The sequence below is a fragment of the Sporofaciens sp. JLR.KK001 genome (assembly GCF_036941055.1).
Classification (GTDB): Bacteria; Bacillota; Clostridia; order Lachnospirales; family Lachnospiraceae; genus Sporofaciens.
In genome coordinates this window covers 2,648,074-2,671,216 of sequence record NZ_JAYMNO010000001.1, presented here as the reverse complement: position 1 = coordinate 2,671,216, position 23,143 = coordinate 2,648,074, and the positions used below count along the sequence as shown (strand labels likewise).

General features: G+C 46.7%; 20 protein-coding genes and 1 pseudogene. 6 read left to right on the top strand and 15 right to left on the bottom strand.

Annotated features, from left to right (window positions below; genetic code table 11):
* Positions 1-60: 60 nt before the first annotated feature.
* From VSQ62_RS13715 to VSQ62_RS32460, 3 genes and pseudogenes are all read right to left on the bottom strand, one after another.
* The gene (locus VSQ62_RS13715) at positions 61-2,169 is read right to left on the bottom strand and encodes a molybdopterin-containing oxidoreductase family protein (RefSeq protein WP_334635439.1); all 2,109 of its coding nucleotides are present in this window, start codon (positions 2,167-2,169) and stop codon (positions 61-63) included.
* Positions 2,170-2,310: 141 nt separating this feature from the next.
* Positions 2,311-2,565, bottom strand: a pseudogene (locus VSQ62_RS13710) (fluoroacetate reductase selenoprotein subunit FarB); the annotation flags it as partial.
* A 12-nt stretch (positions 2,566-2,577) separates the two neighbouring features.
* On the bottom strand, positions 2,578-2,664 hold the full coding sequence (locus tag VSQ62_RS32460) for a glycine/sarcosine/betaine reductase selenoprotein B family protein (protein ID WP_350339925.1): 87 nt from the start codon (positions 2,662-2,664) through the stop codon (positions 2,578-2,580).
* A gap of 265 nt (positions 2,665-2,929) precedes the next feature.
* Here VSQ62_RS32460 and VSQ62_RS13705 point away from each other — a divergent pair, with 265 nt between their 5' ends.
* The 3 genes from VSQ62_RS13705 (at position 2,930) to VSQ62_RS13695 (ending at position 3,949) form a co-directional block, all read left to right on the top strand.
* Positions 2,930-3,229 (top strand): hypothetical protein, encoded by a 300-nt coding sequence (locus tag VSQ62_RS13705; protein WP_334635438.1) that lies wholly within the window; start codon positions 2,930-2,932, stop codon positions 3,227-3,229.
* A gap of 92 nt (positions 3,230-3,321) precedes the next feature.
* Entirely contained in the window at positions 3,322-3,492 is a 171-nt protein-coding gene (locus VSQ62_RS13700) for a type II toxin-antitoxin system HicA family toxin (RefSeq protein WP_334635437.1), read from the top strand.
* A gap of 13 nt (positions 3,493-3,505) precedes the next feature.
* Entirely contained in the window at positions 3,506-3,949 is a 444-nt protein-coding gene (locus VSQ62_RS13695; protein ID WP_334635436.1) for a type II toxin-antitoxin system HicB family antitoxin, read from the top strand.
* Here VSQ62_RS13695 and VSQ62_RS13690 read toward each other — a convergent pair.
* The gene (locus tag VSQ62_RS13690; protein ID WP_334635435.1) at positions 3,946-4,455 is read right to left on the bottom strand and encodes a helix-turn-helix transcriptional regulator; all 510 of its coding nucleotides are present in this window, start codon (positions 4,453-4,455) and stop codon (positions 3,946-3,948) included. The two genes, VSQ62_RS13695 and VSQ62_RS13690, sit on opposite strands and share 4 nt — an antisense overlap.
* Positions 4,456-4,727: 272 nt before the next feature.
* Positions 4,728-5,465, bottom strand: a complete 738-nt coding sequence (locus VSQ62_RS13685) for an AraC family transcriptional regulator (protein ID WP_334635434.1) — start codon at positions 5,463-5,465, stop codon at positions 4,728-4,730.
* A gap of 173 nt (positions 5,466-5,638) precedes the next feature.
* Between VSQ62_RS13685 and VSQ62_RS13680 the strand changes: the two genes are divergently transcribed.
* Entirely contained in the window at positions 5,639-7,903 is a 2,265-nt protein-coding gene (locus VSQ62_RS13680) for a glycoside hydrolase family 3 C-terminal domain-containing protein (RefSeq protein WP_334635433.1), read from the top strand.
* Between the two features lie 162 nt (positions 7,904-8,065).
* Here VSQ62_RS13680 and VSQ62_RS13675 read toward each other — a convergent pair whose 3' ends face one another.
* From VSQ62_RS13675 to VSQ62_RS13635, 9 genes are all read right to left on the bottom strand, one after another.
* A complete protein-coding gene (locus VSQ62_RS13675; protein WP_334635432.1) occupies positions 8,066-9,544 on the bottom strand; it encodes an FGGY-family carbohydrate kinase in 1,479 nt (492 codons plus the stop codon).
* A 223-nt stretch (positions 9,545-9,767) separates the two neighbouring features.
* Positions 9,768-10,700, bottom strand: a complete 933-nt coding sequence (locus tag VSQ62_RS13670; protein WP_334635431.1) for a transketolase family protein — start codon at positions 10,698-10,700, stop codon at positions 9,768-9,770.
* Positions 10,693-11,526 carry a transketolase gene (locus VSQ62_RS13665; RefSeq protein WP_334635430.1) on the bottom strand — a complete coding sequence of 278 codons (834 nt, stop codon included), beginning with the start codon at positions 11,524-11,526 and terminating at the stop codon, positions 10,693-10,695. Before VSQ62_RS13665 ends, VSQ62_RS13670 begins: the two co-directional genes overlap by 8 nt.
* Positions 11,523-12,935, bottom strand: a complete 1,413-nt coding sequence (locus tag VSQ62_RS13660) for an L-fucose/L-arabinose isomerase family protein (RefSeq protein WP_334635429.1) — start codon at positions 12,933-12,935, stop codon at positions 11,523-11,525. The genes VSQ62_RS13665 and VSQ62_RS13660 overlap by 4 nt, the downstream gene beginning before the upstream one ends.
* Before the next feature lie 45 nt (positions 12,936-12,980).
* Positions 12,981-13,676 carry a YesL family protein gene (locus VSQ62_RS13655; RefSeq protein WP_334635428.1) on the bottom strand — a complete coding sequence of 232 codons (696 nt, stop codon included), beginning with the start codon at positions 13,674-13,676 and terminating at the stop codon, positions 12,981-12,983.
* 17 nt (positions 13,677-13,693) lie between these two features.
* Positions 13,694-15,235: a DUF5605 domain-containing protein gene (locus tag VSQ62_RS13650; RefSeq protein WP_334635427.1), complete on the bottom strand. Its 1,542-nt coding sequence runs from the start codon at positions 15,233-15,235 to the stop codon at positions 13,694-13,696.
* Between the two features lie 144 nt (positions 15,236-15,379).
* Positions 15,380-16,216 carry a carbohydrate ABC transporter permease gene (locus VSQ62_RS13645; RefSeq protein WP_334635426.1) on the bottom strand — a complete coding sequence of 279 codons (837 nt, stop codon included), beginning with the start codon at positions 16,214-16,216 and terminating at the stop codon, positions 15,380-15,382.
* A gap of 12 nt (positions 16,217-16,228) precedes the next feature.
* Positions 16,229-17,089 carry a carbohydrate ABC transporter permease gene (locus VSQ62_RS13640; RefSeq protein ID WP_334635425.1) on the bottom strand — a complete coding sequence of 287 codons (861 nt, stop codon included), beginning with the start codon at positions 17,087-17,089 and terminating at the stop codon, positions 16,229-16,231.
* Positions 17,090-17,175: 86 nt separating this feature from the next.
* Entirely contained in the window at positions 17,176-18,546 is a 1,371-nt protein-coding gene (locus tag VSQ62_RS13635) for an ABC transporter substrate-binding protein (protein ID WP_334635424.1), read from the bottom strand.
* A gap of 173 nt (positions 18,547-18,719) precedes the next feature.
* On the opposite strand from VSQ62_RS13635, the gene VSQ62_RS13630 reads away from it, so the two are divergent.
* Positions 18,720-20,192 carry a DDE-type integrase/transposase/recombinase gene (locus VSQ62_RS13630; protein WP_334633522.1) on the top strand — a complete coding sequence of 491 codons (1,473 nt, stop codon included), beginning with the start codon at positions 18,720-18,722 and terminating at the stop codon, positions 20,190-20,192.
* A 316-nt stretch (positions 20,193-20,508) separates the two neighbouring features.
* On the opposite strand, the gene VSQ62_RS13625 is transcribed toward VSQ62_RS13630, so the two are convergent.
* Positions 20,509-21,237: a hypothetical protein gene (locus tag VSQ62_RS13625; protein ID WP_334635423.1), complete on the bottom strand. Its 729-nt coding sequence runs from the start codon at positions 21,235-21,237 to the stop codon at positions 20,509-20,511.
* Between the two features lie 347 nt (positions 21,238-21,584).
* Here VSQ62_RS13625 and VSQ62_RS13620 point away from each other — a divergent pair, with 347 nt between their 5' ends.
* Positions 21,585-23,138 (top strand): apiosidase-like domain-containing protein, encoded by a 1,554-nt coding sequence (locus VSQ62_RS13620; protein ID WP_334635422.1) that lies wholly within the window; start codon positions 21,585-21,587, stop codon positions 23,136-23,138.
* The last annotated feature ends 5 nt before the right edge of the window (positions 23,139-23,143 follow it).

The window sequence follows — 23,143 nt, the reverse complement described above, 5'->3', positions numbered from 1 at the left end:
TTTATAAGTAGTATACTTATCTTTCCCAAATCTTTCAACCATAATTTCTTTCTCCCATATTCAAATACTCTTTTCCATAGTCATCTCTGATTTTTCAACCCTGCACGGCACAGATTTCATGGTAACAAACCCGGTGATCGGGTCATTATAGTCAAGGCTCGTCAGCTCATTGACATTACCTATCCTCCACGCCTCCGGCATATACGCGCTTCCGCCGCCATGGGGGATATGGATACAATGCCGAGCCATACCGCATACACGGGTCTTGAAGGTCCCTGTACCAAAGGGAGTCGTCACCTTCGCCCAGTCACCGTCCTTAATCCCAAGTTCTTCGGCATCCTCCGGATCAAGATCCATGTACGGATACGGTTCTGCCTTCGCCACACCGGGAAGATTCGCGCCAAACACTCCCATCCTGTGCATGCTTCTTGCCCCTGTTGTCATGGTAAATGGGAATTCCGGCCTGTTAAGCTCCGGGATCGAGCGGATATCGCGATATTCCGGATAAGGCGTAAACCCATTCTCCTCCAGAAGAACAGAGCAGATCTCGAATTTGCCGGATGGTGTCGGGAAGCCCGGCTGTCCGTCAGCCCTCAGTCCGCCCGTTTTATATTTCTGATAGACTCTCGGTGCCTGTTTTCCTCCTGTTGCAAAGTCTCCCGCATACGGCGGTATCATCTGGCAGAGCCATTCTTTTAGTTCTTCTTCAGATCCGGGATAATCATCTCCAACTCCCAGCTTCTTCGCGATCCCGGAGAGGATCAGCACATCATCCCTGCTCTCTCCTACCGGTTCGATCACCGGCTCGATCAACGTAACCTTCCCGTCTGCCCCCATTACCGGCTTATAGGTCTCGAACACCGTACACGCCGGGAACACCACATCCGCATAACGGCTGTCCTCTGTCGGATAGCGGTCTGACACGATAAAACACTCCAACTTCTCATAGACTTCCCGCCACTTCTTGCTGTCCGGGAAGGTCAGCACCGGAGAACCGCCTGCCAGGATAAGCCCCCGCACCGGATAAGGGTCATCCTCAAGAACTGCTTTGGGGAAACGGCAAAACTGTCCGCCTCCGATGAATTTGTAGAACAACGGGAATTCATCCAGTCCAATCGGTTTATTTTCTGTCGGCAGCTCCTTAAGAGAAAATGTCGGTACATTCTGGCAGTTCAGATAGATCCCGCCCTCTACATCAAGCTTCCCGGTGATCGCCCAGAGTGTAAATATCGCGCGGTTATTCTGTATCGCGCTGAGCTGATATTCAAGTCCTGTATAGGCAACCAGGGAAATCTTCTCTGTGGAACAGAAGATATCCGTCACCTGTGCGATCATCTCTTCCGATACGCCGCACCACTTGGAAAGCTGTTCCATCGAAAGTGTCCCAAGATATGTCTTAAAATCTTCAAACCCTCGTGTATAATCCCGGACAAACTCTTTATCATATCGCTCGCTGTCAATGATCAGCTTCAGCATGGCAAGCGCCAGCGCGCCGTCTGCTCCCGGTATCACAGATACCCACAGGTCGGCCATTTCCCCGATTCCGTTTTTCCTCGGATCGATGACAATCAACTTGGCGCCTCTCTCCTTGGCCGCTTTGATGCTCTTGATCGCCATCTGCGGTCCGTCGTCTGTCACCGGGTTCTTCCCCCACGAGAATATATAATCGCTGTTCGGGATATCCTGCACCATCATACGGGTATTCAGACCCGACGTTGTAACCGGAGTGACTGTACTGGACGCCATATTACAGATGGACGCCGCATTAAAATCATTGGGCGAACCAAGCCTCTTCATCAGACAGGGCTTCTGATTATTAGAAAGAATCCTTCCCACCGGCATCCCTAAGACTCCTCTTCCCTGATAAGATGCCATAGCGCGCTCGCCGTATTGATCCATTGTCTTTCTGATCAGCTCCGCCGCATATTCATAGGCTTCCTCCCAGGTGGCGCGGCGGAACCTGCCTTCGCCTCTCTTCCCCTCCCGGATAAGCGGAGAGGTCAGACGATCCTCGCTGTACAGCAGCTGAGGCGTAAGCGCCCCTCTGATACATAACCTTCCTTTCGGCGAATTCTTATCCGGTTCAACCTTCACGATCTTTCCGTCTTCTACTGTAACATTCACCTGGCATCCGCCCTGACACATGCCGCATACCCTGTTTACAACCATACTGTAATTCCTCCTATCAATTCGATGTACTTTATACCTTTTTACACTTAGATATTTTCTGATATTAAGTGTACCTTCTATATATAAGCAAGTCCAATCGAATTTCCCGATAAACAAGAGCCTTTATGCTATTTTTCTATATCATTCTTCAATAAGGCTATATTCTCCCTGGGCCGGCTCTTTTGCCAACATATCGATTGCATGTGAAAGAAGATTTTTACGGTATGTAAGTTCCTGAGCCTGTGGAAGTGATGGATTCCCGAACACATGGAGCACGCTGTTACCGCGAAGAATACGGCGTGCTCCGATACCTTCGGATATTTTCGTAAGGTTTGTAACATGGACGATCGGAATACCTGCCCGTTCGATTTCTTTGGTCATTACTGCACCGCAGCGCGAAGAAGTACCTCAGGTAGATGTAAGGATAACTGCATCAACACCATTCGCCTTCATATCTTCTGCAATGCCTTTTCCAAATTCTTTTGGATGTGCAATTTACTTGTTCTGCACAACGGGATTTCTGGCAATTAACATGGCGGGATATTCCTTATTTCCGGAAACATATGGTACTGATGTTTCATTGGTAAGTACGGCATTAAGTACACAACTTATGCCACAATGTACTTTGGAATGGCTGGTATTGATCTATCAGTAAGCGCCACGATCGTAAGCATTATGAACTTGGGATCTGCCCTCTTCTCATTATTCAGCGGCAAGGTTCTGGGCGCCTTAAAGACGAAAGGATTTCATACTTTTTGGTATGTATCCTTCATTGTTGATGATCATATTAATTATTTTGGGTTATAGTGTAGGAAATGCGAGCGGAAGCATCAATAATCTGGTCGTTGATAAAATGTTTATGCCTGCGGATATCGGTAACGCAAATTCTAAATTCCTGGGTGTATTGTATGCCGGAAACATCGTATACCTCCCGCTGACAGGAATTATAATCGTTAATCTGGGATATACAGTTTTATGGAGCATAATGGCTGCAATAAATATAATTTCGCTTTTCATGTACCTGATTGCATTAAAATTCGCCAAAAACAGAACGTCATAAATCCTGTCTTAATCTATTTCCTGCTATTTTCAATAAACACATTGATTATTGTGTAATAAGTGTGTATAATATAACTATCAGGAGAAACTATAATGAAACAAAGAGATTTAATAAAAAAACTTGAAGACAGCGGCTTTGTCTTTGAAAGACATGGAGGAAATCATGATATATACAGAAGAGGCCATGATATAGAAAAAGTTCCCCGACATAAGGAAATCAATGAACAATTAGCTAAAATGATACTTAGAAAATGGCAACTATAAGGGAGAGAATTTTATGAAACAGGCATATCCAACTTTTATTGTAAATACAAATGACGAATCAGAACATCCTTTTCTTGTATGTGTTCCTGACATGGATGTTCTTACAGAAGGCAGCAGCTTTACAGATGCTATAGAGATGGCCAGAGATGCTATCGGATTGGCTGGCATTTCAATGGAAGATCACAAACAGGAGATTCCTATGCCTTCTGAACAAACCATAGCGATAGCTAAAGTGCAACAAGATGCAGAATATATCGACTTTTCAAAAGGCATTCTCACATATGTAGATGTGGATTTTTCTGAATACCGAAGAAAAATTGATACAAAAACAGTAAGAAGGAATGTTGCTCTTCCAAGCTGGCTTAATTATGAAGCTGAACACGCCGGTATCAATGTATCACGTGTATTGCAGGAAGCATTGATGAATGTATTGAATGTAAAAGGGCTGCCAAACTAAGCGCAGCCCTCCATCTTCTTATCCGCTCTCCAGATCAGTATCCGTATAGCCCCGACAATCACAAACCCTGTAGCCGTAAACCATACAGGAACCTTCATATCCAGATACAGTAGAAAAATCATTATCACAAGAAATACTGAACCAAAGATATCCAAAACTCTACATAACCTGCTCTTATATTCCTTTAAACTCTGTCTTTCCTTCCACTGCGGTCCCCGCCACAAATACAGGTTCTTCATATCTTCCATGCTCCTGATCTCTTCATCCGAGATCAGCTCATCCAGAGATATCTGAAGTTCCATTGCAAGCTTCTTCGCCGTGATCAGATCCGGACACCTCGTCCCGCTCTCCCAGCGCGAGACCGTCTGCCTGGAAACATACAACCGGTCCGCTAACTGTTGCTGGGTAAGCTGTGCCTCTTCCCGCAGCTTCCGTATATTCTCGCCTAATGCCATCTCATCGTCTCCCTTCTCTAATACAATGCCGTACCAGAAACCCTTACTCACATTTCGGACTTCTGCACACTTAGAGTATAGCATTTTCAATATAATATAGAAAGCACCTCTCCGGTTTCTTCCTGTTTCCAATCTGGTAACCAGTACATCATTGCATTAATTCTCGAGTAATAAGCACTTGCTATCCATGCCATCTGCACGCCTTCGAACCTAGATGTAGCCCGCTACACCGTCGGTTCGTAGACGCACAGCTGACACGAATATCAAGCACTATTACTTCAAGATTAATGCAATGATGTACTAGCTTGATTCTATCTTAACAGTCATCTGTTTCCATAATCTCTCCTGTACTTTCCCGGAGTCATCCCCGTATATTTCCTGAATATCCTGATAAAATAGCTCTGTGTTGAAAAGTATAGATACTGGCTGATTGCCGCCAATGTCTCATCAGAATTCACCAACATATGCTTTGCCGCTTCTATCCTCTCTTTCTGCACATAATCAACCATAGACATACCCACTTCTTTCTTGAAAATCCGGGATAGATGGCAGTCGCTTAAGCCCACCGCCTCTGCCACAGCTTCCAATGTGATCTTCTCATGTATATGAATCGTAATATAGTGCAGAGCCGCCTCGATCTTACCGCTGTAATGTCGTTTTTTTCTTGCCGCAACCGCATAAGTATATTCTCTGAACGCCCGGTCACTTAGCTCGTTCAGTTCCATAGCGGAAGTACACTCTTCTCCCAGCAGAATATAACTGTCACTCATCGCATATGCCAGTTCCTCGGGCAGACCGCCGTCCATAGCGGATCGGGTAAATACTGTAACAGTGGCGATCAGCATATTCTTCCGGTGGCGCAGTGCATCTTTTGATAAGACGCCTTCTGTTCCATCCGGCAGAAGCCGGCTCACAGAATCCAGCAAGTCTACTCGTCCATCCCGGATAACCCGGTATTTTTCTTTTTCAAATGCATATGACATATGAGGCTGCGCCAATTCTCTCCTCTCAAACAGGCTATGTCCTCTATATGCCTCCAGAAAATCCTGTTTCTTTTCCATTAAATCTCTCACACTCTTTCTTCATGGTATTCTCGGATCACAGTTCCTTACAATCAGAAAACTTTCACCATAGCAAGATTTTAACATTTTTCGCAAGAAATTACTATAAATTTTCAACTACAACTGATACATTAATATCATAAAATAATATCTTAGAAAAGGAGACAGCAACCATGAAACGAAATATCAAAGAGCTGATCAGCCAAATGACTCTGGAAGAAAAAGCCGGTATGTGCTCCGGTCTCGATTTCTGGCATCTCAAAGGCGTGGAACGTCTGGTAATCCCAAGCGTGATGGTAAGCGACGGACCTCACGGGCTGCGTAAACAGGAAGAAGGAGGCGATCATCTGGGTATCAATGACAGCATCAAAGCCGTATGTTTTCCTCCCGCCGTATTAAGCGCATGCTCTTTCGACCGTGATCTTATGCATGAATTTGGAGACGCCATCGGAAGGGAAGCTCAGGCCAACGACCTGTCTGTGGTCCTTGGACCGGCAGTTAACATCAAGCGCTCCCCTTTATGCGGACGTAATTTTGAGTATTATTCTGAAGACCCCTACCTTGCCGGAGAAACTGCCGCCGCATTCATAAACGGTGTGCAGGAGCACCACGTCGGAACCTCAATCAAGCATTTTGCTGCAAATAACCAGGAATTCAACCGTATGAGCTGCTCGTCCGACGCGGATGAACGCACCTTGCGTGAGATCTATTTCCCGGCATTCGAGACCGCCGTCAAGAAGGCTCAGCCTTACACCGTCATGTGCTCCTACAACCGCATCAACGGGACCTTCGCCTCCGAGAACCCATGGCTTCTGACAGAGGTTCTGCGCGATGAGTGGGGTTTCAAGGGATACGTGATGTCCGATTGGGGTGCCGTCAACGAACGCGTACCAGGACTGAAAGCCGGACTGGAGCTTGAGATGCCTTCCTCCGGCGGCGTTTACGACAAAGAAATTATCGCCGCAGTCAAAGACGGTTCACTGGATGAAGCGATTCTTGACCAGGCCGTGGAACGCATTCTGAACATTGTATTCGAATACACGGATCACCGGGAGACACAGGAGTTCACACTGGAAGCAGACCATGCGCTTGCCAAGAAAATTGCCACGGAATCCATGGTCCTTCTGAAAAACGATTCCGTACTTCCGCTAAAGGAGACAGAGAAGGTCGCATTTATCGGTGAATTTGCTAAAAAACCGCGTTTTCAGGGCGGCGGAAGTTCCCATATCAACAGCTTTCGCATAAGCAACGTCATCGACAGCATTTCCCCGGATGCAACGGTCCGCTATGCCAAAGGATTTTCGGCTGACGACGACGTTTACGACGAAACGCTTGCCAAAGAAGCGCTGGAAACGGCCAAATGCGCGGATAAGGTGGTTGTCTTTGCGGGGCTGCCCGACAGCTTCGAATCCGAGGGCTACGACCGTTCCCATATGTGCCTGCCAGGGTGTCAGAACCGTCTGATCGAAGAGATCCTCTCCGTGCAGTCCGAGGTAATTATCGTCCTGCATAACGGTTCTCCGGTTGAAATGCCCTGGCTTTCCAAAGTAAAAGGTGTTCTGGAAGCATACTTAGGCGGACAGGCCGTAGGAGAAGCCGTGGCAGACCTCCTCTACGGAAGGGCATGTCCCTGCGGGAAGCTGGCGGAATCCATGCCTTACAAGCTGTCCGACAATCCGTCCCATCTTTCTTTTGGCGACGGGGAAAATGTCAGGTATCAGGAGGGTATTTTCGTGGGATACCGGTACTACGATGCAAAGGAGATGCCGGTAGCATTTCCATTCGGATACGGGCTTTCTTATACAACCTTTGCCTATGATCATCTGCGGATGGATAAGTCTGACATCACGAATTCGGATATGGTCAAGGTTTCCGTGGATGTGACGAATACCGGCGATGTGGAAGGAAAAGAGATTGTACAGTTATATGTCGGCGACCTGACCGACGCGGCGCGACGCCCTGTCCGGGAATTGAAAGGATATGAGAAGGTTTCTCTGCTGCCCGGCGAGACAAAGACAGTGAACTTCACCTTAGATTACAGAAGCTTTGCGTGGTACAACGAGGCAATCCATGACTGGTATGCCGCTTCCGGTGATTATGAGATTCTGATCGGAGCTTCTTCCCGTGACCTGAGACTGTCCGGGAAAATACATCTGACCTCTCAGAGAACGCTTCCGTATAAAGTGCACATGAATACTACCCTCGGAGAGTTACTGACAGACCAACGGACTGCAGGATATGTGGAAGATTTTAAAAAGAAATTAAGTACAATCTTCGCTGCGCCTTCCGCTGACGGGCGTAGGGATGAAGATGTTGCGATCACCGAGGAAATGAATACTGCCATGGTTGCATGTATGCCTCTTCGGAATGTTGTATCCTATGGCTTCTGCAGTAAAGAAGAACTTCTGGAAATGATCGATAAGATGAACGGACGATAAGTTTCCATCCGTGCAATCGGAATATCGTTCAAGAGACAGTTCCTTAGAATGCCCCCTCCTCTAAGGAACTGTAAGAAAATATCCTGCGCAATCTGCACAAATTATCTCTCTACAGTTCCTTAGAGGAGGGGGCATTCCAAATTGCCTTATAATGGATATCAATCAGGCAAGAACTTTCCCTACAGCCTGTTTCCACCCTTCATACTTCTTCTGTCTCAGGCTTTTTTCCATCTGCGGCGTATACTTTCTGCGATCCAGCTTTCCAAAGATTCCCTCGTCCCAGAGCCCCAGGGCCATCCCTGCCGCATACGCGGGACCCATACCTGACAATTCATCCGTATCCGGTACTTGTACGGCGATACCGGCGATATCGCTCTGGAACTGCATCAGATAATCATTCTTCGTAGGACCTCCGTCCACACGCAGTTCACTGATCCCCACACCGGCGTCTTTACTCATGGCTTCCATCACATCCTGAATCTGATAGGCAATGCACTCAAGAGAGGCTCTTACCATCTCCGCCCGGCCGGTTGTTCTGGTCATTCCCGTAAACATTCCTGTCGCACGGCTATCCCAATAAGGCGCTCCCAGGCCTGAAAATGCCGGAACAAGATACAGACAGTCGTCTGATGCAGCCTGTCTGGCCAGTTCTTCTGTCTCCGCCGGACTTCCGATCATCTGCAGATCGTTCTTAAGCCAGGTGATCACGGCTCCCGTATAATTCAGATTACCTTCCAGCACATAATTCACCCTTCCGTCCATACTCCAGGCAAGAGAGGTAACGACTCCATGTGTACTTAAGACCGGATCATCACCGATATTCATCATGATAGAAGAACCCGTGCCGTAAGTCGATTTTATCATACCAGACTTTAAACAGCCCTGTCCGAAAAGGGCTCCATGAGAATCTCCCATCACTGCATGGATCGGAACTTTATGGGGAAGTACTCCTTCAAAATCTGTTTCCCCGAAATCTGCGTTCGAATCACATACTGTCGCAAGATTCGCCGGATCGATCCCAAACACCTTACAGATCTCATCATCCCAGGTAAGATCAAATATATTAAAAAGCTGTGTGCGGGAAGCATTAGAATAGTCGGTCTTATAAGATTTTCCTCCGGTCAGTTTATAGACCAGCCAGCTGTCGATCGTTCCATGGCATAGCTCTCCCGCGTCTGCCAGTTCCTTCGCACCTTCTACATTCTTAAGGATCCAGGCAATCTTCGAAGCAGGGAAATACGGAGACAGCTCCATTCCTGTCTTCTCGCGGATCTTTTCCGCCCAGCCCGCGCAGACCAGCTGATCACAGATATCGGCAGCCCGGGCACACTGCCACACCACAGCTTTGCCCACCGGCTCCCCTGTGACTCGGTTCCATGCAAGCGACGTCTCCCTCTGATTACTGATCCCGACTCCTGCCACTTTACTCTTATCAATCCCGGATTCCTCAAGTAATCTGGCTGTCACCTCGATCACCTTACGATAGATCTCGGCAGGATCATGGGAAACCCATCCCTTCTCATTAATAATCTGTTCATGGGCTTCATCCGTTCTCTTGATCAGACTCCCGGAAGAATCAAATAAGAGTGCTTTCGTTCCCTGGGTACTCTGATCTATACTAATAATATACTGCCTGGGCATTCGTCATTCCTCCTCTGTTCCTATTCTCATGCGCAATCTGTATAAGGAACTGTCTCAAAATAACTTGCAATATTCCTTGCCTTTTTCTCCGATAGCACCAGCCAAAAATCAGTTACATAGCCCGCTATGCGCCTAATTTTTGGCTGGTACTCTCGAAGAAAAATTCTGCGGACTATTTGCAAGTTATTTCGGGACAGTTCCTAAGGACTTGTCCTGCAGTTCCTTAACCCAGCGCTTCCAACGCCGCCTTCGCGATTCCTTCTGCATTCAGTCCATAATGATCGAACACTTCTTTTGACGTCCCTGTAATCACCGGTGCGTCCGGCAACGCCAGATTCACTACTTTCTTCGGGCACTCGCCGGCAACTACCTGACTGACCATGGAACCCAGACCGCCGAAAGGTGAATGCTCTTCTGCCGTGATGACTGCTCTGGCATTTCCCGCAGCCTTTACAATTGCCCCTTTATCCAACGGTTTCACACAGTACATATCCACAACTGACGCGTGTATACCCTTAATCTCCAGAAGCTGCGCCGCCTCCACGGCAGGCTTCACCATCTCGCCGCAGGCAATGATAGCTACGTCCGTTCCTTCCCTTATCACAGTTGCCCTGTCCATCTCAAACGGAACATTCCCTTCTTCATAGACGTCTTCCACGGCATTCCTGCCTACCCGGATATACGCCGCCTTCTCATCACTAAGCAGCGCCTTTATCAGACATTCTGTCTGCAGCCGGTCGCTTGGGATATAAACTCTCATATTAGGAATGGCGCACATTGCCGCAATATCCTGGGCGGAGTGGTGGCTCATGCCAAGAGCGCCGTAGCTGACGCCGCCGCTTATCCCGATCAGTTTTACATTCGTATTCGAATATGCCGCATCAACCTTGCATTGCTCATAACTTCTGGTACTTAAGAAGCTTGCCGGAGACGCTGCATAAGGCTTCTTGCCGCATTTGGCAAGCCCTGCAGAGATACTGACCAGATTCTGCTCTGCAATCCCTACTTCTATGAACTGTTCCGGGAAATTATCTGCGAATTTTGCCAGGGATGCACTTCCTCTGGAATCACTGCACAGCACCACGATATCCTTATCTTCCCTTGCATTCTCCATTAACACATCACAGATCACCTGTCTGTTCGCAATTTTACTCACCTTGAAGCGCCTCCTTTCTCTCCTTCAGATCCCTTCTGATCTGCGCCAGTTCATCCTCACTTGGAACCTTATGATGCCAGTTGGCTTTGTTCTCCATTACAGGGGAACCCTTCCCCTTTACCGTATTGGCGATCAATACGCTTGGCTTTCCTTTTGTCTCCTTCGCTTCCTCAAACGCAGCCTTTAACTGATCGATGTCATTTCCGTCTTTCACATCGATCACATGCCAGTTAAACGCACGGAATCTCTCATACAGGTCATCATGGGCCATGACATCCTCTGTATTCCCGGATATCTGCAGCCGGTTCCTGTCAACCACGGCACATAGATTGTCAAGCTTGTAGTGGGCTGCCGCCATAGCGCCTTCCCATACAGAACCTTCTGCCAGTTCTCCGTCGCCCATAACGGTATAAACCCTGCATTTCTGCCCGTTCATCCTTGATGCCAGAGCCATACCCACACAGACCGGAAGCCCGTGTCCCAGAGAACCGGAGTTCATCTCGATTCCCGGCAGCTTATTATTCGGATGTCCGATGTATTGTGAATCAAATTTACTGAACTTCTCCACAACCTCTTCCTGCGGGAAGAATCCTTTCTTGGCAAGTACCGCATAATAAGCTTCCATGGAATGTCCCTTGCTCATGACAAATTTGTCGCGGTCCGGATCCTCCATGTTCTCCGGACTGATATTCATCTGATCAAAATAAAGTTCTGTAAGGATCTCCATGACACTCATGTCGCCGCCGATGTGTCCGGCCTTTCCGCTCATGATGATATCCATGGTATTTTCACGCAGTTCATAGGCAAGCGCTTTCAGATTACTCATAATATAACATCCTCCCCTCTCAGATATGCTTTTACGTCTTCTTCTACCGGGTCGTACAGATCCGGCGTAATCCCCAGATATTTGCAAGCTTCATACAGCACAGGCACAACATTCCCATGGATTCCCACACAGTGATGGATATATGGACCCTCCACCAGTTTTGCCTCAAGCCGTTTGATATTCTCCACTTCTACCCAGAGATAGGTTCCCATCCCTTTAGGTCCTTCAATTCCTTTGGCGTTGCCAAGTAACATGGAATATTCCCCATGGTCTCCGTCAAATCTTACCAGAGTCACCTCTCCGTGCCGCGCCTCCGCCGTAATACTGCCCGGATGATCGAATGCCAGAGGATAAGTAAGCTTCGGAGTCTCCTTTGCCACGGAAATCGGCCACGGTCCGCAGTGCTGCAACAGCTCTCCGTTGGCAACATCCGGATGACGGATGGTCCAGTCCGCGAAGAAACTCCGTTTCTCTCCCATCCCGGCTGCTTCCGTAAGCAGAGCCGTAATTGCACCATGGATATCCGTCTCGCACACCACGGGAATCCCCTCCTCATTCAGCAGGGCATTCGCCGCACAGGGCATGATCCCAATCTCCGTCTGGAGCTGGTTCCAGCACTGGATTGCCGCAGCCTGGCAGCCATATTTCGTAATCAGCCGCTTCATCGCAACCTTTAAGGCGGCAACATTCTCAAGCTCATCATCCTTAACGCATATCTCCATGTTTTCACGGCAGTATTTTACTACTTCCGCCACTTCTACGCCTTCTTCTTTCGCTTTCTTCATCTCGTCCGTCAGTTCCGGCATAGGAACCGGTGCAAGCTGAATGTTGAATTTCTCCAGAAGCTCCCCTTCGTTGCACATCGTAGACCAGAACTCAAAAGGTCTTGTTGAGATCTGTAAGATCCGGATGTTACGGAATGTCTTTACCACGTTGCAGACGGCAAGGAAATCCCGAATCCCCCTTTCAAAGACAGGGTCGTCCAGACGGCAGTTGGTCATATAGGTAAACGGCACGTTAAACCTGCGCAGAACCTTTCCTGTAGCAAACAGCCCGCACTGGGTATCCCTAAGCCTGGTTCCGTCCGCCTCCGGTCTCTCATCCAGCGGTCCCCACAGCAGTACAGGTACGTTCAGATCCTTCGCAAGCCTTGCGCACTCGAATTCCGTCCCGAAATTACAGTGAGGAAGGAACAGCCCGTCTACCTGTTCTTTCTTGAATTTCTCCGTAATCCGGATTCGATCCCCATCATCATAGAGCAGCCCCTCCTCATTGATATCCGTGATATCCACAAAATCTATATTCAGTTCACCCAAACGCTTTGCCGTCAGTCCGCGGTATTTTACAGCGTCCGGCGCACTGAAGATACTTCTCCTCGTAGGCGCGTAACCAATCTTAATATTCGCCATAGCTTTCTTCCTCCTTTTCCTGTTTTATATCTGTAAAATAATCTCTCATCTGTGTTTTTTCAGCATTTTCTCCTTCCTGTACTGTTCCCGCAGCGTATACATCGCCTCATCCACCGTATCCTCAGACAGATCCTCTTTCCGTGTAAACCTGCGGAACGCACGGTAGAACATGGCGCTGCACAGATGGCCAGTCAACGCAAACCCAATCAGCAGCCAGACGGCCAGAGCCGCCATGATCGACGCATAGGTCTGGATACTGGCAATCACCGCCGCCGTCAGAACCAGAAAGATGACAACCGTATAAGGAAAACTCAGGATACCGATGACAAACGCCTTGATCACTGTATCCAGCCAACTGTTTTCAAATCTTGCCAGAACGGCAAAACTATACAGAACCGTCATCACCATTACCGCCAGTACGGCTCCGAATCCAACCATGATCTGATTCCTGTAAGTTAGGTCTGTTTGGGAAACAATGGCAAGATTCAACCCGCAGGCAAACAGGAACACCAGAAAAATAACCCAGATGATCGTACTGTTCTTGAAATTCGCTTTAAAATCACGGATATACTCTCTCTTTACATCGTCTGCTCTTTTTTCTTTTCTTTTAAAAAGAACAGAATTCAACGCCGTAACCGACGCCCCAATGGTCACGACCGGGAGGCAGGTCACGATGAACAACAGGTTCAGCGCGGCCATATCTCCCACATAGTCGAAAAAGCGCCATAACTTTGAATCCATACTGAAAGAAACTTTCATCAAATCAATCCCTTTTCATATATTCTCACGGCAATATACTGTTTTGCCGGAAGCTGTACCTTGAATTTTCCTCGGAATGTACCGCATTTTGTAACCGTCATTTCCCAGGTATCCAGAACCTCAACCTCATATTCCTTCTCGTCGTCAAAATAATACTCTTTGAAAGCCGGACAGCGGAACCCGTAATAGAACAGATAATACGGTACGGGGATCAGGCTGTCCACAGTCGCCATCAGATCTTCCGTGTATGGATTAAGCTGAGTTTCTTTTAGTCCCAAACCCGGCGTTTCTTTTAGAATCTTAAGAAGAAACTGAAACCGCCTGGGGCTTGTTCCCTTCAATACGCCGCCATGGGACCACCAGAGGATCTGATCCTCGGACAAGTATGTCTCCCCATGTCCCGGATAGCCGCCGCGAACGGCTCCTTCCCAGAATCTTCGGTTCATCTCTTCTCCGGGGATATTGCCCCAGTTCAGTTCAATGTTCCCCTCATATACGATCTCGTCCAACACGACCGGCTTCTGATAACGTTCCCGCCATTTGGTCACCAGTTCTCCAGACAGATAAGGATCTATCCGCTGCACGGAACAGTGTGTCACCCATGGCCTGGTGAAATCGTAGATCTTTTTACAGTTATGTATAGAGCGCAGATGTCCGTACACATCTTTTTCACACAGAATAGAAGCATAGCGTTCCCAGTCCGCGATGGATTTCTGCGGCATAAGATCATACTCATTTGCCAGAGACCACCACACATTCCGGAAAGCCGAACATCTTGCCACCAGATACTTCCAGTACAGGTCATCCTCCTCTTTGGACATCAGTGAGAAGCCCCACCGGTCGTAAGGGTGCATGACGATGATATCCGCCTCAATCCCAAGGTCCATCAAATCCCGGATGCGCTTTTCCAGATGTTCAAAATGCTTCGGATTGAATTTTGTATAATCCCAGTGGTTCCCGTCAGGACATCCGTTGTACTCCATAAAATTATTCCTGGTAAGACCTGAACTGTCCACAGGCGTCCCCTCATACGGATAACTATACGGCTCATTAAAATTGTAATCATAATGTTTGGGAAATACACAGAAACGGATCTTGTTGAAAGCGCTTTCCTTCAAAGTCTGCAAAGTCTGTTCCTGCAGTTCCTCTGACTGTAATGTCCATACGTAACAGGTGGTTCCTATGGAATAATACGGCGTTCCGTCTTCGTAAGCAAAATGACAGGTATTTGCTACTCTTACCGGCCCGTGATTCCCCTCTGAGACCGGTTCCACTTCAAAAGTCCCCTCACATCCGTCCTCCTTTGCATAAGTTCCATATATACGGAACTTATATATTCCCTCAAAAGACGGCATAAACCGGACCTTGTAGATCCCATTACCGTCATAGAATCCATCTACGGTCTTTTTCTCATTCTCGCCGGTAAATTCTGCCTTAATCTCATAATCCGTAAATGGATTGCCATCGCCCTTTCCTTCCAGCGCAATCTCAAAAATTCCCCATTTTTCTACTTTCTGCATACAGTGTATGACTTTACTCATTCTGCCTATCCCTCTCTTCCTGAATGTTACGACGGCATGAACTTCTGCTTCTCAAGCAGACTTGCCTATAGTCCCTGTCTTCTTTACGGACAAAACTTATACCCGCCTGTACTTGCCGCCATATGAATCATTCTTAATTTCCGTCTATTTTACCGCACCGGCCATACCTTCCACAAAGTATCTCTGGAAGATCAGATATACCGCCATAACCGGGATTACCGATATCAGTACCCCCGCGCACAAATAGCCATAATCCGTTCCATGCTCGCCTACGAAAGTCATCAATCCCACCGGCACCGTCTTAAGTTTGTTGTCATTGATAATGACGGAAGCCAGCAGATATTCGTTCCAGGTAGATAAAAAGTCTGTAATAAACAAAGTTGCTATCGCCGGCTTACAGATGGGCAGGATAATGTGGAAAAAGTTCTGCCACTTATTCGCACCGTCAATATAAGCCGCTTCATCAATTGCAAAATCGATTCCCTTCATAAATCCATGCATGATCAGAATCATAAAAGAGACTCCGAAACCTATATAGATATAGAACAGTCCAAAATAAGTATTGATTAGTCCCAGCTTGTTATAGATAATGCTGATAGGAACCAGCGCAATCTGCATAGGAAGCATCATACCAAGGAGCAGAAACACAAACCACGCCGTAGCGTGCTTAAGCTTTGTCCTTGTCAGGGCAAACGCCGCCATAGAAGAAATAAATATTCCAAGAGGCACCTTCAAAAGGCAGATAATCAAGTCATTCTTCATATACAAGAATAATCGTCCCTGAGTCATGGCATTTGTAAAGTTTTCCCATGCAAGCCTCTCTGGCATCTCAAACAGCCCCAGTCCACTGATAAAATCAGACTTGGCTTTAATTGCCGTCAGGAATAGTGTCACAATTGGAACGATCCAGAGAAGAGCCAGGATGATCAATACGAGATAACGCAACGCTGATTTTGCATTTTTCTTTGCTTTTCCTTCCATATTATCGTCCTCCTATTCTTTCTTTGCAGTAAATGACATATACGGGATGATGACGATCAGCATCATCAGCACCATGATAATAGCGATTGCAGTGCCATATCCAACATTGTTATACTGGAATACCTGATTATACATATAGGAAGCCAGTACCTGGGTCGCATTGTTCGGTCCTCCGTCCGTAAGACCTTTCACGATATCATAAACCTTCATTGCAGCAATCAGCAATGTGGAGATTACCATAATAAAGGTATCCTTCATCAACGGGATCGTAATATGGAAAAACGTCTGCACTCCATTGGCTCCGTCAATAGACGCGGCCTCCAGGACATCCGGGGAAATACCGCCAAGACCTGCAAGAAACAGAATCATAGGCTGCCCGATAGCCTGCCACAGCGCGGCGACAAACAGAGCAATCAACGCCGTATTCGGCGTGGAAATCCAGGTCTGCGTAAAATCAAGCCCCAACATCTTCGCAAACTGATTGATAAATCCGATCTGCGGATTATAGATCCACCTCCAGATGATCGCTACCGCAATTGCAGAGATGACGCTTGGGAAATAGAAAAACGCACGAAAAAACGTTCTTCCTCTGAACTTCTGATTCATTAAAACAGCCAGCATCAGGGATACCGTCGTAGTAACGAAAACCGTAAGTACGATCCAGATGATCGTATGCTTGAACGACATCCAGAACACTTCATCATGTATAAGCTTCGTGTAATTCTTCAGACCGACAAATTCCATGCTGCCAATACCCGTACCGCTCTGAAAACTGATCCACAACGAATAGAATACCGGAAAAATAATCACAGACAGGTATATAATTAGTGCTGGAAGCATAAAAAGATATGGCACCGTCTTATTTTCTTTCATTCTTTGTCAACCTCCTCGTTTCTTTATCTCAAAAAAATTTCCACCTGTGTGGTTTGCTGCCCCACAGGTGGAAACCAACTTTTTGTCTATTTCGACTGATATGATTCGATTGCTTTCTGGATTGCCGCCGCTGCTTTTTCCGGCGTTGTCTCGCCGTTCGCGATGGCATCCTGGTTATTAAAGAGAACATCCGCAACCTCTGTCGGGAACGCCTGGTCTGTAATGGTGAACGTACCGTTCTCAGATGACGTATCTAACATATCCTGTACATTCGGATTTACAGCCGGATCTACCGGATCTGCGTCTGTCCTTGGTAACGGAAGATTATAATATGTGGGATATATTTTAGCCGCTTCATTGCTGAACAAGAAATTAGTATAAGCAATAGCCGCTTCAAGTTCCTCATCGGACAGATCTTTATTAAACTGATTCATCTCGGCAAATGCGGACATTCTGCCCGTCTCATTTGGGAACGGGAACCAACTTACATTCTCAAGCGTCACCTCATTATTCTGAAGCGTACTGTCATACCACTGTCCCTGAATATCCATAGCGGCCGACCCCATACCAAACGCCATATAGGTATCATCCGGGCTTGCCGTGATGAATCCATCCGGGAAATAGCCTTCTTTACAATATCTCTCATATCTTTCCAGACCCTTTTTAACAGCGTCACAATCCCAGCTTGTACTTAAGGATTGTAACTCATCATGCATATCCGCGCCCGCTTCATACTCAATAAACTGCTCAATCCAACGCATTACATGCCATCCATTCAACCCTGCCGTATCCATCGGAGTAATACCGTTCTCCTTTAATGTAGCACAGACAGACTCAAACTCTTCTATCGTCTTTGGCACTTCCAGATTATACTGTTTGAAAAGATCCGTACGGTAATAGACGCCGATTACATTGTAAGAAGTAGGAATACCGGAGACCTGACCGCCCAGAGTCACAAGATTCATAGCGCCTGGCGTATAAAGGTCTGCCCATCCATTTGCTTCACCATATTCTGACAGATCATAGGTGACGTCATTGTCGACATAATATTGTCCCAAAGCGCCTCCCCAGTTAAACCACATACTTGGCATAGAACCAGACTGTGCCGCTGTCTTGCAGGCATCCTTAATTCCATCCGTATCATAATAAGATACCGTCACATTGATGTTAGGATTCGCTTTATTGAAGACCTCTGTCAACACATCCGTACCCTCCTGCCTGGTCTGCAGATACCAGAAAGACAGTTCGATCGGATCTCCCTCATAGCCGATATCCGCGATCGCCTCCACCCCGGACAGATCCACTCCGCTGTCACTGGCCGCCTTGTCAGATTCTGAGTCTTTGGAATCCTCCGAACCGCCGCCTCCAGAAGAACCGCCGCAGCCTGCAAGCAGGCTTGCCGTCATTGTTCCAACCAGAACTGCTGACAAAAACTTTTTCACTGATTTTCCTTTCATTTTTTGCTCCTCCTTATTTTTTTTGGTAGTGTCAAATCTACCACTATATTTTTTGTTGCAAACCTTATAATTCCAAGGATTACACCACTTTTTCAAGAAAAAAAGCAATGACCTCCCTTTTTTGTGTCAATACTATTACTAACCCACAAACACTGAAAGGAAAATCATTGCTTATGGATATTATTACCTATTTACTCTCTCTCATTCAATCTCTTTACCAGCAAAACTGCTGGTTGATCAACTTTATCTGCAGATACATCCCTCTGAAACAGTGGGCCTTTGATGATTCCCATTCTCCAAAATACCAGAAGTTCAAGATTGATGAACTCCCTCTTATCACCGACTTCCGCCAGGACTGGACTTATAAAGAATTAATCCCTTACTTTGAAAAACGTTATGGTAAAAAGATCCGCCCTGTCAGCCGCCGGTCAGAATGCGATATCCCGGATGAATGCACCTGCCCCCGCTGTAATGCGCCGAAACCTTTCCTTTACAAAAATAATGGTTCCAAAGGGCAGCTTCTCTGCAAGGTCTGCAGCGCAAGGTTCTCACCCCATGAAAGCCGCTTCTCCTCTGTAAAACTACGCTGCCCGCACTGCGGCAATGCCCTGGTTCCCAAGAAAGAACGCAAACACTTTATCATCCATAAGTGCGTCAATCCCAAATGCCCTTATTATCTCTACAACCTCAAAAAAGTGGATAAAGAAGACCTCCGAGAGGATTACGGCAAAAACAAATATAAACTCCACTATATCTACCGTGAGTTCACGATGGATTTTTTCAGCATGGATCTAAATACCCTTCCTAAAAATGCCTCATCCCTGAAATTTAGCAAACATAATGCCCACGTAATGTCCCTGTGTCTGACCCTCCATGTCAACCTCGGCCTCTCTCTGCGAAAAACCTCGCAGGCCCTGAAAGACCTGTACAACATCAACATTTCCCACCAGCAGATCGCCAACTACTGCAAGACTGCCGCTGTCTGCATTAAGCCCTTTGTTGACCAATACCCTTACGAAAAAGGGGATGTATTTACTGCCGATGAAACTTATATAAAAATCCGTGGTATCAAAACCTATGTCTGGCTTATTATGAACGCTGCGTCCCGATCCATCATCGGCTATCAGGTATCGGATAACCGTGGTGTCGGTCCCTGTATCCTCGCCATGCGTATGGCTTTCCGGGGACTGACAAAGCTGCCGGAAAACTTCAAGTTCATTGCCGACGGTTACAGCGCCTACCCACTCGCCGCAATGGAATTTGTAAAAAAGTTGGGGAAAGATTTTACCTTCAAAATCACCCAGGTGATTGGGCTTACCAACGACGATGCCGTTTCTACAGAACATCGTCCGTTCAAACAGATGATTGAACGCCTCAACCGCACCTATAAGGCCTCTTACCGTCACACAAACGGCTTTGACAACATCGACGGTGCTAATTACGATCTTGCCCTCTGGGTCGCATACTATAACTTTCTCCGTCCGCATAAACACAAGAAATACAAAGTACTCAACGAAGTAGAAATGCTACAGAGTGCCGACAACATGCCGGGTAAATGGCAGCTTCTCATCTTCCTCGGTCAGCAGACTATCCTGAACATGCAGAAAAATGGAAACCCTGCATCGGAGCGGAGCTGTTGTCAATAGAACCGTGGAATACCGGAGCAGACGGTAGCGCCGTCTGTGAGGATATGCCGCGAAAGTCTATTGACATAAGGCTCACGGATTATCCTGTTTAGCAGAAAAGGGGCAACTGCGCCCTTTTCCTGCCTTCCGGCGAGGACGGGTTCGGGCAGAGCCCGAAAATGGGTCAAGGGACTGGTCCCTTGTGGGTTCTTAGGGCAACGCCCTAAGCCTCGGAGAGCTTTTCGGAATCAATATCTGCAGTTTTCAAGGTTCATTTGAGCCTATTTTTTTCAGCTCGTTTTTTCATAGATTACTTGACACTACCTTTTTTTTTATATCAAGGCTCTCTTCGCCCGATATTCCCATTGTTCAGGAAATATTCCATTCCTGCCCGGATATGCTTCCGGTTCGGACAGTTTACCATTACCCCTGCCACATAACCGCCAAATACCTCATCCTGCAGATATACCCCATAACATTTACTGTCCTCTGAGATCTCATGAGGGCGGAAGGGAACGTCTCTGACCGCTCTGGCCTCACTGTAATTTACAGCCTCTGCATAAAACAGTTCTTCTGTTCTGCACTCCTCATAAAGCTCATCTAATCCACATTCCATCAGAGGCGACAGATACCCAGTAGACGCATATCTGTTAAATTCTTCCTCCGGTGCAATGAGTAAGTCAACTCGTCCGGAACGCATACAAGCTGAGACCGTTGCCTCATTCTGCATATTCCTCCCGCTGGAATGTCCGGCCTCAATCCTGCATCTATATATCCTGGTATCTAACCCCAAGCCTTCTGCCAGTCCCTGCTCCAGGTTCTTAAGGACCTCCTCCGTAAGTTCCATATCGAGCGCCATGACAGAAAAGGCATCCCTTGGTTCATCCTTACAGATATCTCTGACCAGAAAAACTACCATAACGATCACAATGATAACAACTGCAATAACTATCCCATAATAAGATACTATGTATTTTCCTTTCTCGGCCAATGACAGTTCCGGCCACCTCTGACAGATAATCTCTCTGTCTTTGTCCCTTTCGGAATACCCCTGTTTTTTCTCCATTTGCTTCATCCTTTAAGACGGATTTAAATTAATTTAAATAATATTTGAATTTTATTCTAATTATCACGCTTATATATGTCAATACTTTTGAATAATTTAAAAAATATTTAGTGATAATTTACAAACCAACGGCTTCCATATTTTTGTTAAATTAATATCAAACCTGTATTAACCCTTTAAATTCCTATAATTTGATTAGTTTCACTAATATCCTCATTTTATATTTCTTTCTTGATTTTTTGTTTAATTTGACAGTTTAATTTTTCTTGACATTTATATATATTCTTTTGTAGAATCTAAAATATATATTTAAACATAATTCAAATCCATACTGAAGGAGGGCCTTTATGATAATTGAAAAATGGGGAATTTTTGAACAGGCATTCCAGGGAAGAAGCGATGGGAATCCTTTTATTGATTATGAAATCCATGGTACATTTTCACATGAGAAGGAATTATTGACCATAGATGGTTTTTATGATGGGGATGGCATCTACAAGATACGTTTTATGCCTTCTTTTGAAGGAGAATATCATTATGAGATTACAGGCACCTTCTCCGACAAAATTCATACCGGTACCTTCACTGCTGCAGCGCCTTCCGGGAATAACCATGGACCTGTGTCAGTCTACGGGCAGCATCAGCTAGCTTATGCCGACGGCACGCCTCACTATTCCCTTGGCACTACCTGCTATACTTTTGATCTGCAGAAAGAGCCGATCATTAATGAAACTTTTGAGGAGCTTAAAAAAGGATATTTTAACAAGCTGCGTTTCTGTATCATGCCTAAGCACTATGACTTCTGTCTCCATGACCCGGAAGCATTCCCCTATGAGGGGACGCCGGTGGACATAAGTGCGCTGACAAGAGAGAATTTCAGCCAGTATAACGGCTGTCCCAAAGGAAATGACTGGGATTTTACCCGATTCAATCCCGCGTTCTTCCGTATCCATGACCGAACGATAGAACGGCTGATGGAACTGGGGTTAGAGGCGGATCTAATCCTCTTTCACGCCTATGACCGCTGGGGATTCTCCCAGATGCCCATGGAAGATAACCTGAGGTATATCCGGTATATTACCGCCAGATACAGCGCCTACCGCAATGTATGGTGGTCGTTGGCGAATGAATATGAGCTTTTGCGCCATTTATCTGTGGATGACTGGGAACAGATGGCCGCTGTCCTGACAGCAGCCGACCGTTATGGTCATCTGCGGTCCATCCATAATTGCGAAATCTTCTACGATTATTCCAAACCATGGATCACGCATTGCAGCTGCCAGCGCTGCGACCACTACAAGACTACCGAGACTACCGCTGAACTCCGGAAACTCTACGGCAAGCCTGTCATCTGGGACGAAGTAGGATATGAAGGAAATTTCCCTCACTGCTGGGGCAATTTTACTGCAGAAGAGCTGACGCGCCGTGCTTGGGAAGCCTTGATACGCGGCGGATACTGCGGACACGGTGAGACTTTCTTAAGTGATGACAACATTATCTGGTGGTGCCACGGCGGCAGATTGAAAGGACTTAGCGGACCGCGTTTTCGGTTTATGATGGATTTTCTAAAGGATGTGCCCGGACACGGATTGAAGGAAGGGGAAGTACGGGATGATATCCATTTTCAATGGGACGACAAGGTAGCCGTTCCCGAAGAAGAAGCATATGAGGGAGAATACTATTTCTTCTATTTCAGTATCTGGCGTCCGCCTTTCAGACAGATCTATATTGATGATGACACCTGGTATGATGCGGAGATTATCGATACCTGGAACATGACCGTCACACCTGCAGGACGGCATAAAGGCAGATATGAACTTAAGCTGCCCGGTACACAGTACATCGGCATCCGTCTCAGAAAATGTGCGGATCAGAGAATAAATGACGAGTATATCGGATAATAAAG

Excerpts from the sequence above, each read along its gene's own strand:
- VSQ62_RS13655 (WP_334635428.1), bottom strand. The coding sequence starts at position 13,676 with ATGGATTCAAAGTTATGGCGCTTTTTCGACTATGTGGGAGATATGGCC.
- VSQ62_RS13635 (WP_334635424.1), bottom strand. The coding sequence starts at position 18,546 with ATGAAAGGAAAATCAGTGAAAAAGTTTTTGTCAGCAGTTCTGGTTGGA.
- VSQ62_RS13620 (WP_334635422.1), top strand. The coding sequence starts at position 21,585 with ATGATAATTGAAAAATGGGGAATTTTTGAACAGGCATTCCAGGGAAGA.
- VSQ62_RS13650 (WP_334635427.1), bottom strand. The coding sequence starts at position 15,235 with ATGAGTAAAGTCATACACTGTATGCAGAAAGTAGAAAAATGGGGAATT.
- VSQ62_RS13700 (WP_334635437.1), top strand. The coding sequence starts at position 3,322 with ATGAAACAAAGAGATTTAATAAAAAAACTTGAAGACAGCGGCTTTGTC.
- VSQ62_RS13680 (WP_334635433.1), top strand. The coding sequence starts at position 5,639 with ATGAAACGAAATATCAAAGAGCTGATCAGCCAAATGACTCTGGAAGAA.
- VSQ62_RS13675 (WP_334635432.1), bottom strand. The coding sequence starts at position 9,544 with ATGCCCAGGCAGTATATTATTAGTATAGATCAGAGTACCCAGGGAACG.
- VSQ62_RS13705 (WP_334635438.1), top strand. The coding sequence starts at position 2,930 with ATGTATCCTTCATTGTTGATGATCATATTAATTATTTTGGGTTATAGT.
- VSQ62_RS13625 (WP_334635423.1), bottom strand. The coding sequence starts at position 21,237 with ATGGAGAAAAAACAGGGGTATTCCGAAAGGGACAAAGACAGAGAGATT.
- VSQ62_RS13630 (WP_334633522.1), top strand. The coding sequence starts at position 18,720 with ATGGATATTATTACCTATTTACTCTCTCTCATTCAATCTCTTTACCAG.
- VSQ62_RS13645 (WP_334635426.1), bottom strand. The coding sequence starts at position 16,216 with ATGGAAGGAAAAGCAAAGAAAAATGCAAAATCAGCGTTGCGTTATCTC.
- VSQ62_RS13665 (WP_334635430.1), bottom strand. The coding sequence starts at position 11,526 with ATGAGTAATCTGAAAGCGCTTGCCTATGAACTGCGTGAAAATACCATG.
- VSQ62_RS13640 (WP_334635425.1), bottom strand. The coding sequence starts at position 17,089 with ATGAAAGAAAATAAGACGGTGCCATATCTTTTTATGCTTCCAGCACTA.
- VSQ62_RS13660 (WP_334635429.1), bottom strand. The coding sequence starts at position 12,935 with ATGGCGAATATTAAGATTGGTTACGCGCCTACGAGGAGAAGTATCTTC.
- VSQ62_RS13685 (WP_334635434.1), bottom strand. The coding sequence starts at position 5,465 with ATGGAAAAGAAACAGGATTTTCTGGAGGCATATAGAGGACATAGCCTG.
- VSQ62_RS13715 (WP_334635439.1), bottom strand. The coding sequence starts at position 2,169 with ATGGTTGTAAACAGGGTATGCGGCATGTGTCAGGGCGGATGCCAGGTG.
- VSQ62_RS13695 (WP_334635436.1), top strand. The coding sequence starts at position 3,506 with ATGAAACAGGCATATCCAACTTTTATTGTAAATACAAATGACGAATCA.